The sequence below is a fragment of the Synechococcus sp. RC10B2 genome (assembly GCF_047502635.1).
In genome coordinates, this window is record NZ_JANSHO010000033.1 from 1 (window position 1) to 12,819 (window position 12,819).

10 protein-coding genes and 1 pseudogene are annotated in these 12,819 nt (G+C 60.9%); 4 read left to right on the forward strand and 7 right to left on the reverse strand.

What is annotated here, in order from left to right:
- A pseudogene (locus NW855_RS04385) lies at window positions 1-417 on the reverse strand (hypothetical protein); the annotation flags it as partial.
- Window positions 418-643: 226 nt separating this feature from the next.
- Here NW855_RS04385 and NW855_RS04390 point away from each other — a divergent pair.
- Window positions 644-1,381 (forward strand): HEAT repeat domain-containing protein, encoded by a 738-nt coding sequence (locus tag NW855_RS04390; RefSeq protein ID WP_099812630.1) that lies wholly within the window; start codon window positions 644-646, stop codon window positions 1,379-1,381.
- A gap of 98 nt (window positions 1,382-1,479) precedes the next feature.
- A complete protein-coding gene (gene mnmA / locus NW855_RS04395; RefSeq protein ID WP_011428970.1) occupies window positions 1,480-2,592 on the forward strand; it encodes a tRNA 2-thiouridine(34) synthase MnmA in 1,113 nt (370 codons plus the stop codon).
- A 58-nt stretch (window positions 2,593-2,650) separates the two neighbouring features.
- Here the strand turns inward: mnmA and NW855_RS04400 are convergent, their stop codons facing one another.
- From NW855_RS04400 to NW855_RS04420, 5 genes are all read right to left on the reverse strand, one after another.
- On the reverse strand, window positions 2,651-3,445 hold the full coding sequence (locus tag NW855_RS04400; protein ID WP_011428969.1) for a glycerophosphoryl diester phosphodiesterase membrane domain-containing protein: 795 nt from the start codon (window positions 3,443-3,445) through the stop codon (window positions 2,651-2,653).
- Between the two features lie 97 nt (window positions 3,446-3,542).
- Window positions 3,543-4,328: a glycerophosphoryl diester phosphodiesterase membrane domain-containing protein gene (locus NW855_RS04405; RefSeq protein ID WP_414508396.1), complete on the reverse strand. Its 786-nt coding sequence runs from the start codon at window positions 4,326-4,328 to the stop codon at window positions 3,543-3,545.
- A 125-nt stretch (window positions 4,329-4,453) separates the two neighbouring features.
- Window positions 4,454-5,173 (reverse strand): hypothetical protein, encoded by a 720-nt coding sequence (locus NW855_RS04410; RefSeq protein WP_414402878.1) that lies wholly within the window; start codon window positions 5,171-5,173, stop codon window positions 4,454-4,456.
- A gap of 65 nt (window positions 5,174-5,238) precedes the next feature.
- Window positions 5,239-6,534, reverse strand: coding sequence for an FAD-dependent oxidoreductase (locus tag NW855_RS04415; RefSeq protein ID WP_414508397.1), 1,296 nt, complete (start codon window positions 6,532-6,534; stop codon window positions 5,239-5,241).
- A 49-nt stretch (window positions 6,535-6,583) separates the two neighbouring features.
- Window positions 6,584-8,692, reverse strand: coding sequence for a WD40 repeat domain-containing serine/threonine-protein kinase (locus tag NW855_RS04420; RefSeq protein ID WP_011428966.1), 2,109 nt, complete (start codon window positions 8,690-8,692; stop codon window positions 6,584-6,586).
- A 349-nt stretch (window positions 8,693-9,041) separates the two neighbouring features.
- Here NW855_RS04420 and NW855_RS04425 point away from each other — a divergent pair, with 349 nt between their 5' ends.
- Window positions 9,042-9,395 carry a DUF6464 family protein gene (locus NW855_RS04425; RefSeq protein ID WP_071813485.1) on the forward strand — a complete coding sequence of 118 codons (354 nt, stop codon included), beginning with the start codon at window positions 9,042-9,044 and terminating at the stop codon, window positions 9,393-9,395.
- Here the strand turns inward: NW855_RS04425 and NW855_RS04430 are convergent.
- A complete protein-coding gene (locus NW855_RS04430) occupies window positions 9,392-10,846 on the reverse strand; it encodes a BCD family MFS transporter (protein ID WP_414402880.1) in 1,455 nt (484 codons plus the stop codon). The genes NW855_RS04425 and NW855_RS04430 overlap by 4 nt on opposite strands.
- Before the next feature lie 382 nt (window positions 10,847-11,228).
- On the opposite strand from NW855_RS04430, the gene NW855_RS04435 reads away from it, so the two are divergent.
- A complete protein-coding gene (locus tag NW855_RS04435) occupies window positions 11,229-12,695 on the forward strand; it encodes a hypothetical protein (protein ID WP_414508398.1) in 1,467 nt (488 codons plus the stop codon).
- The last annotated feature ends 124 nt before the right edge of the window (window positions 12,696-12,819 follow it).

Genomic DNA, 12,819 nt, shown 5'->3' on the forward strand with positions numbered 1-12,819 from the left:
CTGCAGAAGGGAGGGCACCGGCGGCGGGGGTTGATCGGGGGCGGTCTGGCCAAAGCCGGCAGGCAAGTTCACCGTTTGTTGCCGGGCGAGAGCTTGCATCTGGCTGGCTCCGCGGGCCAAGGTGGCGCTCATATCCTGTTCCCAAGTCCCTGCAGCATTCAGCCGCATGATCACAGGGCTGGTTCCCCCCCGAGACTCCACCCAAATTTCCGCTTCTGTGTCGCTCAATCGCCGCGAGCTGAGGATCCGGGATCCCGGAGGCAAGAGGGGCCGAAGCGCCAGTTCGGCCTCAGGAACAGCCTGTTCGTTGGCCAGAGCCGGGAACCAACGGGGGGCCAAAAACGCAACGCCCCCTGCCAACAGCAGGCCGGCTACAAGAAAGCAGGACAATGGGCGAGCAGGCAGCGATTTCAGCATAGAGACCACCGGGAGAGAGCCTCGTATCCTCTCCACCAAAATATCCAAAATCTTCGTGATGGGGCCAAGTCAACCTGCTTTTCTCGACAACAGTGCTAGGATTTGTCGATCGAAACAGTGGCACCATGTCCCCAGAGATCCCGACCGGGCCAGACAAAGACGGCCTCTGTCCAAGCGCAGCCTCGTTTGCCATACTGAAGAAAGATTGTAAATATTTGTTAACGCCATGACTGTCTCTGCTTTGGATCCCGCCAACCCCGCCCGTTTACAGGAGATCGCTCAACGCTTGCGCAGCCCGCGTTCTGCGGACCGGATGGTGGCCTTGGCCCAGTTGCGAGATGTGCCGGCAGAGCAGGCGGTGCCGCTGATTTTGCAGGTCATCGACGACGAAAACCTGCAGGTGCGCTCTTTTGCCGTGTTTGCCTTGGGGATCAAGCAGACGGACGCCTGTTTGCCCAAGCTGCTGGAGATTCTCACCCAAGACCCGGACTACGGCATTCGCGCCGATGCGGCAGGCGCCCTGGGCTACTTGGAAGATCCGCGGGCTTTTGAGGCGCTGGTGCGTGCTTTTTATGAAGATGTGGAGTGGCTGGTGCGCTTCAGCGCCGCCGTGGCCCTGGGCAACCTGAAGGATCCCCGAGCCTACGACGTATTGCTGCGGGCGTTGGAGGGGCCGGAAGAGCTGCTGCAGCAGGCGGCCATTGCTGCTCTGGGAGAACTGGGGGATCTGCGGGCGTTGGATCACATCCTGCGGTTTGCCCAGTCGGAAGATTGGCTGGTGCGGCAGCGGCTGGCCCAGGCCTTGGGAAATCTGCCTTCGCCCAAGAGCGTTTCCGCCCTCAACTATCTGGCCAAAGATCCCCACGATAGCGTTGCCGCGGCGGCTTTGGATTCGCTGCGGCGGCTGCGCCAAAGGGGCTTCCCGGAACCGGGATCCCGGCCAGCCGATTCAGAAGCAAGCTAAGCTGAAGATCTGGGTTCGGCCTGATGTAGGGACGGGGTTCTCGGAGGGCTCCGTCGAGGATTTGCCGGCCTTTGGTTTTCCTGATCCTCTGCTCTGCGATGGCTACCAGCCCCTATCCTCTCGTTGCTCCAGAAATAGCCGGCTCCCCCTCTCGGCCTCGCATTGTGGCGGCTCTCTCTGGGGGGGTAGACAGCTCCACGGTGGCGGCCATTCTCCACGAACAGGGCTATGCCGTGGAGGGGGTGACTCTCTGGCTGATGCGGGGGAAAGGCCAGTGCTGCACCGACGGCCTGGTGGACGCCGCCGCCATCTGTGAGCAATTGGGGATCCCCCACCATATTGTGGATAGCCGCGAGCTGTTCCAAGCCAACATTGTCGATTACCTGGTGGCCGGCTATGCGGACGGGATCACACCGCTGCCCTGCTCGCAATGCAACAAGCTGGTGAAGTTTGGTCCCTTGCTAACCTATGCCCGCGAGACCCTGGGCATCTCTCAAATTGCCACCGGCCACTACGCGCGGGTACGTTTCAACAGCGAGCTGGGGCGATATCAACTGCTGCGGGCGGTGGATCGGCAGAAGGATCAGTCTTATTTTCTCTACGACCTCAGCCAAGAGCACCTGGCCCACAGCCTCTTCCCCTTGGGCAACTACACCAAGGCCCAAACCCGCCAGATTGCCGCGCGCTACGGCTTGGTTACGGCAAATAAGCCCGAAAGCCAGGATCTGTGCTTGATCGAGACCTACGGCTCGATGCGCAACTTTTTGGATCAGCACCTGGGTCAAAGGCCGGGGGAAATTGTCGATACCCAGGGGCGCGTGCTGGGATCCCATCAGGGCATTCACCACTACACTGTTGGCCAGCGCAAGGGGCTGGGCATTGCCTCTTCCCGCCCGCTCTATGTAGTGCGCATCGATGCGGCCATGAACCGCGTGGTGGTGGGGGAACGGGAAGAAGCCACCCAAGCCGAGGCCTGGGTGCGGCAGGTGAACTGGGTCTCGACCCCTGCGCCGGACGAGCCCTTAGCGGTAGAAGTGCAGGTGCGCTACCGTACCCCCGCCGTGCCGGCCACCTTGATCCCGGAATCGCCGGAGCGGGTAAAGCTGCAGTTTGCCGAGCCGCAGTTTGGGGTCACTCCTGGCCAAGCTGCCGTCTGGTACCACGGGGATCTCCTGCTGGGGGGAGGGATCCTGGAGCGCCCTTCTCCCTAGGCCAACTGCAACTTCCCTCTCGCCAGGGGGGAAGGATTGGGGGTGAGGGCAAGCCAAACTACGCTGCTTGCGCTTGCAGCTGCTGCAGGGATCGGAACAGGAGCACCGTGTAGACATTGAAGATAGGCGTGACTGCCGTGAAAGCGGCAAACCCGACCACAACTGCTAAGAGAGCTACCACAGGCGCCCAAACCAGAAGCGCAAGTCCTATGATGTCGGTATTACCCCCAGTTACAACTGCAGCTAGGGTAGCTCCCAAGATCGCCACAACAAAAGGCAAAAGCAGGATTGAGATGCCGAAGATCAAAACCACGACCAGGAATGCCCAAAACACCCCCCACCAACGGCCCCTGACCAGGTTCCAACTGTAGCCCAACCCTTCTGTGGCACCCTTGTCCTCCAGGGCAATTGCGCAGAGGGTGAAAGCTAGCCTTACCCGGCAATAGATGCCGGGAAACACAAACAGCTGCATCCCTAGTGAGGAAATCAGATTCACCAGGAGGCTGCCGAATATCAGAGGCACTGCCTTAGAGAAAGCCTGATCCAAGCTATTGCCCAGCAAGGGAGTTCGCTGCTTCAAGTGCTGATCCACCAGCCAAAAGGCTGCTCCTGTCAAGATGGGCGCGCCGACTAGGACATAGGCCAGGAGGAGCAAGGAGAGGATCATCCCGAGGGAAGGTGAGGTCAGACCTACAACGAAGAACGCGATATGGCTAGAAGAGGTCAGGATCAGCAGCGGCCAGTAGATGGGACCTACCAACTCAAACGACCGCCGCAAGAGCAGAATCGGGCTAAGGGTGGCGCTTTGCATGGCAGAGGGATCCTCGTGGGCAGCCCAGTCCACCCCCTTCATACCACGGGATCTCACCTAGGACATCTTGGGTTGAGCCGAAATCCCAAAAAGGGATCCCTTCTCATCTCAAAGCTAGGCACGGGGAACCCCCTTTTTGCTATCCCCAATAGGAGACCGCCTGCCCCTTCAATTGTTGCAGGGATCGGAACAGGAGCACTGTATAGATATTGAGGATAGGCGCAACTGCCGTGGCGGCAGCATTCCCAACCACAGTCACACTCACAACATTCACAACTTCCAAAATTTTCTCAGCAAAAGTCTCGTCATAAGACGAAATCACACCCGAAATCACACCTACCGTGAAGCCAAAGATGAAATTCCCGGCCAGAAATGCCACAACCACCGTGAGGCCAAAGATAAGAAGTGCCCAAAACGCTCCCCACCAGCGGCCCTTGACGAGGCTCCAACTGTAGCCCAACCCTTCTGTAGTGCCTTTGTCTTCCAGGACAATTGCGCAGGGCGTGAAAGCCAGCCTCACTCCCCAGTAGATACCGGGAAGCACAAACAACAGCATCCCCAGCGAGACAATCAGCACCAGCAGGATACTGCCGAATACCAGAGGCACTGCCCTAGAGACAGCCCGATCCAGGCTGTTGCCCAGCGGGGGAGTTCGCTGCTTCAAGTGCTGATCCACCAACCAGAAGGCTGCCCCGGCCAGGATGGGCGCACCAATCAGGACATAGGCCAAGTTGAGGATTCCCCCGAAAAGTGGGATTAGCTCGGCGATGATGGAAATGATGAAGCCGGGAGAGGCCAGGATCAGCAACGGCCCATAGATGGGGCCTACCAACTCAAACGACCGCCGCAAGAGCAGAATCGGGCTAAGGGTGGCGCTTTGCATGGCAGAGGGATCCTCGTGGGCAGCCCAGTCCACCCCCTTCATACCACGGGATCTCACCTAGGACATCTTGGGTTGAGCCGAAATCCCAAAAAGGGATCCCTTCTCATCTCAAAGCTAGGCACGGGGAGCACCCTTTTTGCTATCCCCAATGGGGGCAAAAGCGGAAACTAGGAGGCCGCCTGCCCCTTCAATCGTTGCAGGGATCGGAACAGGAGAACCACATAGACCCAGAAGATGGGCACAACGGCTGTGGCAGCGGCAGTCCTAACTACGTTCACCACAGAGTCGCCAAAATCAGCCACAACTCTACTGACAAGTACAACTATCAATCCAACCCCAAAACCGAGAATAAAGCCCCCAATCAGAAGGGCCCAAAACACGCCCCACCAACGACCTTTGACGAGATTCCAACTGTAGCGCAGCCCTCCTGTAGTTCCTTGATTTTCTAGAGCAATGGCACAAGGTGTGAGGGCCAGCTTAACCCCTACATAAATGCCTGGAATGATCAGAAAGATGGAGGCAAGGCAAGAGAGGAGTGCTGCTAAGAGGGTGCTCAGAACTAGAGGCACTGCCTTCGAGACCGCTCGGTTGAGGCTGTTGCCCAGCAGGGGAGCTTGCCGCTTCAGGTGCTGATCCACTAGCCACAAGGCTGCTCCGCCTAGGATCGGTGCAACAACAATGCCATAGGCCAGTTGGAGGATCCCCCCGAGAAGTGGGGTCAGCTCCGTGACGATGGCCAGGATAAAGCCTGGAGAGGCCAGGATCAGCAGCGGCCAGTAGATGGGACCTACCAACTCAAACGACCGCTGCAGGAGCGGGATTGGGCTAAGGGTGGCGTTTTGCATGGCGGAGGGATCCTCGTGGGCAACCAAGTCCACCCCCTTCATACCACGGGATCCCAGCTTTGTTGCTGGGAATAGGCTTAAGAAAGTCTGTATTGCTTTGTACAGATTTACGCCGATTTTTGGAGAATCCACGCCGCTGCCTGTTCGCCGCTGCGCAGGGATCCCTCGAGGCTGCTCTGGTGGGTGTATTCCCCGGCCCAAAGGAGGCCCGGCAGGCCGCTAAAGGTGGGAACCAGATGCTGCTGAAAGCCGGGCGGCTGCACAAACTGGGCAAAAGGGATCCGATACACCCGCAGCAGGCGCCATTGTTCCAAGGGGGCTTTGGGAAAATAGGTCTGCAGCTCGGCCCGGCAGGCTTGGGCCAGCTCTTCATCGCCCAGAGGGGGATTTCCCAGCACCGTCACCGAATAGAGGTGCTGGCCAGCAGGAGCCAGCGCCGGGCTGAGGTGGGTGAGCTGCACCCAGTGGTTGATCCAGCCTTGGCCGCCGGCGTTGAGGTACAGATAAGGGCCGCGAGTTAGGGAAAAGGGGGCGCAGAAGTAAAGGCAGGTCACCGCTCGTCCCTGGGTGGGGATGGGTACAGCGGCGTGGGGGCAGAGCTCCGCTTGCCAGGCCCGCGCTTGAGGAGCATCGGTGGCGCAGACCACCCACTCGGCAGGGATCTCCTCGCCGTCGGCGGTGCGGATCCCGCGCACTTTTCCCTCTTGGACCAGGATGCGCTCCACCGGGGTTTGGTAGCGGATCTGCTCTGGGGCAAGGTGGCCGGCCAGTTGGCGGGCCAGTTCTCCCATACCCAAGGCCGGGGTGACGATGGCTCCCTCGGCCACCATCTTGAAATAGAAGGCCAAGAGGCGGGCGCTGCTGGCCAGCTCCGGATCCAAAAGAATGCCGCGGAAAAAGGGGTAGAAAAAGTGCTGGCAGATCTTGGCGGAGAACCCGTACCTTTCCAGAAACTCCCGCACCGAACAATCGGATCCCCCCAGTCCTTCTTGGAAAACCTGCTCCGGGGTGCGCCGCGCCAGCTCTGCCCGCAACTGCAGCACCTTGAGCTTGTCGCCAAAGCTGGCCAAGGGGTTGAGCAGGGAAGGAAAGATACTGGACAGATCCCGCAGGGGATCTCCCAACAGCCAGCAGCGACCGGGTTGGGCCAACATGGCTCCCGGACGGTAGGGGCGGGGATCGAGCTGGCTCAGATCCAGATGCCGCCGCACCTGGGGATAGGCCGTAAACAGCACCTGAAAGCCGCGATCCAAACGAAAGTCTTCCACCGCGTCGGTGCGCACCCGCCCGCCGGGGCTGTCGCTTTTCTCTAGGACCAGAACATCCCTTTGGCCCGCTTGGGCCAGCACCTTGGCGCAGGTCAAGCCGGCCAGCCCCGCCCCGATAATGACTACTCTGCCCATGCTCTGCCGGGATCCCTCCTCCGTCGAGTATTCTACCTGGCTTGATTCCTCAAGGCTGAGTCCCCTTCTCCGCTTCAGAGGCGGGATGTTCTGGCCCCCAGATGCGAATGGCGCCATCGGCGCCGCCGCTGAGAAGGGTCTGACCATCGGGGCCGAACAGCAGAGCGCTCACCATCCAGGTCTGGCCGCCCAGAGTGCGCAACTCTTTGCCGCTGCGCAGATCCCAGAGTTTGATCTGCTGGGCGCGGTGATCGGTGCTGCTGGCCAGCAAGCGACCATCGGGGCTGAGGGCAAGGGTGGCCAAGCCGGATAAGGGCTGGGGCAGGGTGCGCTCCCGGGATCCCGTGCCCACGTTCCAGATCCAGATGCCGGAAGCGCTGGCGGCGAGCAAGTGGCGGCCATCGGGGCTGAGGAGCACCTGCTCGATGGGGTAGTCGGCTTCGAGGGTTTTCAGCAACGCTCCACTCCTGGGATCCCAGAGATAGACGGCGGGATTCCCATTGGCAGCCACCAGGATCCAGGGCGAGCTCCCTTCTTCCGCCAACCCAGAGGGAGCAAAGGCCACTGCCGTAATGCCTGCCCCTTGGGTAACCGGGTAGGCGGCGCTGTCGATGGTGCGCACCAACTGGCCGTCCTCGGCTTGCCAAAGGCGGATGGTGCGGTCGGCGCTGCCGCTGGCGATCCAACGGCCATCGGGGCTGATGGCGACGCTGTTGATCAAGTCGGTGTGTCCTTGCAATTGCAGCCGTGGCACCCCCTCCCCCGACCGCAGGGCGGGATCCCCTAGAGCAGCCAGATCCCAGACCCGCACCGTCTTGTCTGCCCCTCCACTCACCAAAAAGGTGCCATCCGGGCTGATGGCCAGCGTCTCAATCGAGCCTTCGTGGCCTGTCCAGCTCTGCAGTAGTTGGCCGGCCTGGGGATCCCAAAAGCGGATGACGCCGTCATCCCCCCCGGCAACCAGGAGATTTCCATCCGGGCTGATGGCCAGGGCGGTGATGGCGGCGGGACCTTCCAGCTTGGCCTTGAGCCGTAAGGACTTGGCCCAATCTGCCAAGTCGAGGGCAGGGCTTCCAGTCTTGGAGGGATTGGGCGGCTGCTCTGTGAAGCTGAAGCTGTTGGGCCCAGCGGATCCCAAATTTGCCATTGTTCCCGCGGGCGGGACAGAGTCCCTAGGCACAACTGCCTTCTCTCCCCACCGGCTAAGGTTGGCCGCCAGTTGCCAGGCAGCAACTCCGAACAAAACCAGCAAAGCCGCCAGGCTGCTCCCCGCCCAAAGCGGTGGGATCCAGAAACGCGCCCGCAACGATACGGGAGAGCGCGGCGGCGTAGTCGGCTCCTGCCAGGGATCGACGGCAACAGGGTCGGGCAAGATCTCAGCGCCGGGAGAGACACCTTCTGCCAGAGACAAAGCCTGCAAGGCAGCCAGAGCTGCCGCTGCCGAAGCAAAGCGCTGCCGCGGGTCGCAACCCACCAGGCCATCCAAAAAAGCGGCGAAAGGAGCGCTGGTAGGAGCCAGATCGTGCCAGCGCAGCTCTCCCGTCAACGGATCGCGAAACAGCTTGTGGGTCGGGATCCCTGAGAGGGCTTGCAAGGCGAGGAGGCCCAAGGCATCGAGGTCGCCGCCAGCAGAGGAAGCCTCCAATCCAGAACCGGCAGAGGCCATAGCTTGGCCCAAGCCCAATACCATCCAACGGCCATCGGACTGTCGGCAGAGCAAGCAAGAGGGCCGCAAATTGCCGTGGCTCACCCCCTCACCCTGCAGAAAGGCTAGAGTCTGCAACACATCTTGCAAAAAGGCCCGCACCTCCACCTCTGACCAAAGCTGCCCTTGCTCCGTGGTCTGGCGCAGGGCCTGTTCCAGTGTCTGCCCCTGGATCCACTCTTCCACCCAGTAAAAGCCCCCTTCCTCCTCAAAATAGGCCAGCAGGCGCGGGATAGCGTCATGGGATCCCAGGCGTTCCCGCAGCGCCATTGCCTGTTGAAATCGCTGCCGGGCAGCAGAGGGCTCTTCCCCCTTGGGAGAGCGAGGTTGCCAACGCCTGATCACCACCCAGCTCTGTTCGGGGCAATGGCCATCTTGGGCCAGGTAGGTTTGCCCGCTGGATCCCAGTTCTTCTAGGATCTGATAGCGGCCAGCCAAGGTTTGCCCTACCATAAGGACTCCGGTCGCTCCAGGCAGATGTGGCTCACCCGTGGCCTATCCTCGGCCAGGCTACCAATTTTTGCTTCTGACCCATCATGCCACAGTGAGAAAACAGGGTCTAAGGTAACCCCCTCGGCAAGAGATGAGGTTTCTGGCTACTCGAGGCGGGAGAGATGGAGGTGACCTCCCTTCGGAAGAAGGAGATCTAGATCAGGCGCGAGAACCTAGGACTCAACCCTCCCCCCCAATTGGCGGCCCGCCCAAGGAAAATCCTCTACACTAAATAGAGCGAGTACAGGCAAAACCGCGTCCATCCTATTGTTTGCCGGTCTGTTCTCCAGGCTGGCCTCCCTGGCACCTTATGTCTTCTGTCAACCCGGCCTTGCCCATTCAGTGGATCGATGCGGATTCGGGAGAGGTGGTGGAGGAATGCCCCTGGGAGAGCAGCCCCCATCCGGGTACCTACATCCAACTGGCCGAGCAGCACTACCTAATTTTGGAAAAGCGTCATTCCTACCAATTGCGGCAGGGCAAGTATCACCTCTGCGGCATCCGCGCCCTCATTCGCCCGGTGAGCCCACCTCCCGAAGCAGGCCAGTTTCTGGGGGATCCCTCCTGCCGCTTCAACGCCCGCTCGCCCCTGTTGCGCTGCGCCGTCAACCCCAGCGGGCCCTGCCAGGGGTGTCGCCACTACGAGCCGGCCAAAGGGCGTTAGCTTTCCAGCTCCAGCGCCAGCACCTCGGTCAGGGCGCGGTTGGTGTTTTCCCGGAACTCGGCCACGCTCACCCGTCCCAGCAAGTACACCGCCAGCAGCATCACCGCCGCCTCCACCCCAAAGACGGTGGCATAGGCCAGCACCGAGGAAGTGGGGAAGAGGAGCCGCCCCAAATCCAGCAAGGCGCCGCCAATGAGGGTAGAAAGCGCCTGCGACATCGCCTGGGCCAGGCCCCAAGCCCCAATAAAGGTGCCGGCAGTCTCAGCCGCTGTCAAATCCAACATCAAGCTGATGGCGCCGTTGGTGGTGATCCCGGAAGCTAAGCCGAACAGGATCATGCACAGTTGCAGCAGCCGCGGCTCGCCCGTAAACCCTGAGGCAATGGTTAGGCCAAAAGAAAGGGCCACCAGCAAGCAGCCCAGGCGGGTGGTGGTCTGCTTGCCCAACTTGGGCACGATGAAAAATCCGGTCACCACAATTCCCGCCAAAATGCCCAGGCTCCAGAAAGCGTTGAGCTGGGTACTTTGGGATACGGTCATGCCGAACACCTCGCCGCCATAGGGCTCTAGAATCGGCTGCTGGATAAACAGGCCCATGGTCATCAGGGCCAAAAAGCCGAAGAAGATCACGGTTTGGCGGCTGGCGGTGAGCACCTTAATGGCCGTGCCCAGGGTGATCTGGTCTTCCCGACCCACCAAGGTGGAACGGGATCCGTAGCGAGAGTAGCGTTCTTCCACCTCCCAGGTGGCGATCACCCCCAGCAGGATCACCACGGCAGGGATGATGATGAAAAGGCGGTTGATCGTGCTCTGTAAGTTCTCGGCATCCAGGCCGCGCAGCAGCACCGCCGAGCCAATCGCCCCCCCGGCGATGCCCACCATCAGCATCGACCAGACGATCCCCACCAACTGGGAGCGGTTGTGCTCATCGGAAACATCCACCAGCAGCGCCGCAAAGGGCGTGGAGCAGGCGCTCAGACACAGCCCGTAGAGAGCAAACATCAAGGCAGCCAGAGCAATCCAGCCGTAGGTAGCCGGCGACCAGCCGCTGTTGGCAAAGCTCTGCCCCAAGCCCCACACCACCTGCACCGCCAAGAAGATGCACAGGGCAAACAACACCGATCCCAGGCGCACATAGCCGCTGCGGTGCGTCCCCAACAAAGGCTTGGCATCGGAAAGCTGCCCAAACCAGACGCGGGCTGGAGACACCAACTGGTGCATGGCCAGGGATCCCCCCACCACCGTAGCCGGGATGGCCAGCAGCTCCGGGTCGATCATGACCCGGTTGAGCACCCCCAACGTCAGCAGCGACATCATCCCCAAGCCCATCTGAAATAGGCCCAGGCGAAACATAACCAGCAAAGGCAAGGGGGGCGCCGAAGGCTGAGGCTGTGAAGAAAGGGCGGTGGCCGCCGACCCGTTGACCTCAGGATCCCGCTGAATATTGGCCATGACCTGTGATGCTTCATGCAAAAGCCCTACAGCTTTTTATGGTAGCCCAGGCAGCCGGGGATCCCGGAAAAGGTATGGGATTGCCGAAAGCGAAACCGCCGCACCGGCTCTCGGTAACCGAGTTAGGGCCGGAGCATCGTTCCCTGCTAGCCTGTTGCCGCTGGTTTTGGCGGGAGCAAGTCGCAAAATCTTTCCGCGCCGGGGTTTCTCTACTACACTGACAACTGACCTGGTGCCAAGCGAAACGGGCCTTCCTGCCGCTGCGCTCGGCAAGTCAGCATTTGCAGACACAACAAACCCAATCTCGATCCTGTTTGAGACCGAGAAGCTCGTCCATAGCCAGCTTTTGCTCAAGTCGGCGAGGAATTTCTCCGGCAACCCTATGGCTGACGCAGTCCCAGTTCGGCGCTACGACCTGTTTGTGCACGCCTCGCGGCTGCTGCAGCGTTACCGGCAGTTGACGCCGGAACTGCGTCCAATAGGAGTAGAAGTGGCCCTGGCCATCCAGTACCATCGCGCCCAGGCCGGCTCGGGATCTCTTCTGCCGGCGGTGGGATCCCCTCATGGCCTGCCTCTGCAGCAGGTGGCCCAGCGCATTTGCGACCCGTTTTACAGCAAAGTCCACCCCCTGCTGCCCACCCTGCCGGAGACGGGGGAGCCCTTGGTGTGGCCCCTGTTTAACCAAGGGGAAAACGGCCTTGTCCAACCCCTGGCGCCGAGCAAAGTGGGCGGCAAATTGGCGGAACGGCGCTGGCTTAAGGCTTGCAACAGCCAGGAGGGCATTGGTTGTCATGCTTTGGCCGCCCATCTGTGGCAGGACGAGCGTTTTCTGGCCGAAGACCGGGATCTCTGTCCTTTTCGCCTCTACGACGGGCGCTACCCCTTGAGCGTGGATCAGGGGCGGCAAACCTGTGGCTTCGACGACCACCCCTGTGGCTGGAAGGCGGGACACCCCAAAATGCTGCAGGTGGTGGGCAAGGGCAAACAGGCGGAGATTTTGCTCCCCCACTGGACTGACGCGATGTGGGCCATGCTGATCCCGCCCCATCGCCCCCTGCCCATCTATCCTCTGCTGGTGATGCTCTACTTTGGCCAGGAGACTCTGCAAAAGGGGCGCAGCAGCCTTTCGGTGGAGCAGTTTCGCCTGGATTTTCAGTTCAGCCACTCCCAACTCAAGCTGTTGTTTGACACCCACCCTGAGCACCCTCTCAATCGCCATCTGCTCGCCCTGGCTGCGCAGCCGGAGGTGGAGTGGGGATCCGCCGAGCTCCTGCCTCCTATGCCCCCCCTCTTGCATCACCCTGCTGGGGGCAAGGTGGTTTTGGATCCGGATGAGCCGCCCCAGTTTCGCAGCAGCGGGATCCCTGCCTGTGCCGGGACAGACCCGCTGATGGCAGAGCGCCGCCGTCGCCGTCAGTTGGAGCGCAGCGAACGCCACAACGAGATCTTGCACCACTTTCGCCGCTGGTTCCGCCTGGCTGGGCTGGAGGTGCGGGAAGACCAGCACACGTTTGACTTTCTGGCGGTGGCGGATGGACACCTGCTTTTGGCCGAGGTGAAATTGCTGCACCACAAAGATGCCGCAGAGGCGCTCCAGGAGGTGGTGGGGCAATTATTTTACTACGAGCGCTTTGCCCTCACCCCCTGGATCGAACAGGGCTTCTCCGTTCAGAAAGCCGCCGTTTTCGACGGGCCGCCGCCGGATCCCTACATTCGATTTCTGGAAGACCTGGGCATTGCCACCTACTGGATCAACGAGCAGCAGATGATCGACGGGCCGGAGAGCTCGCTGCGCCTGTTGCGCCAAATGGAGGTGCGGGTGCGGCCGGATCCGGAGTTGGGGGATTAGCCTCTTTTCCGGGCTCTGGCCTAATGGAGAGGGATTCTTAACCACCTCTTTACTCAGGTTCTCCCCTGAGGGTGGTACAGCCTGTTAAGGGCTCAAGGGGTACAATAGCAGCACTTAGCAAACC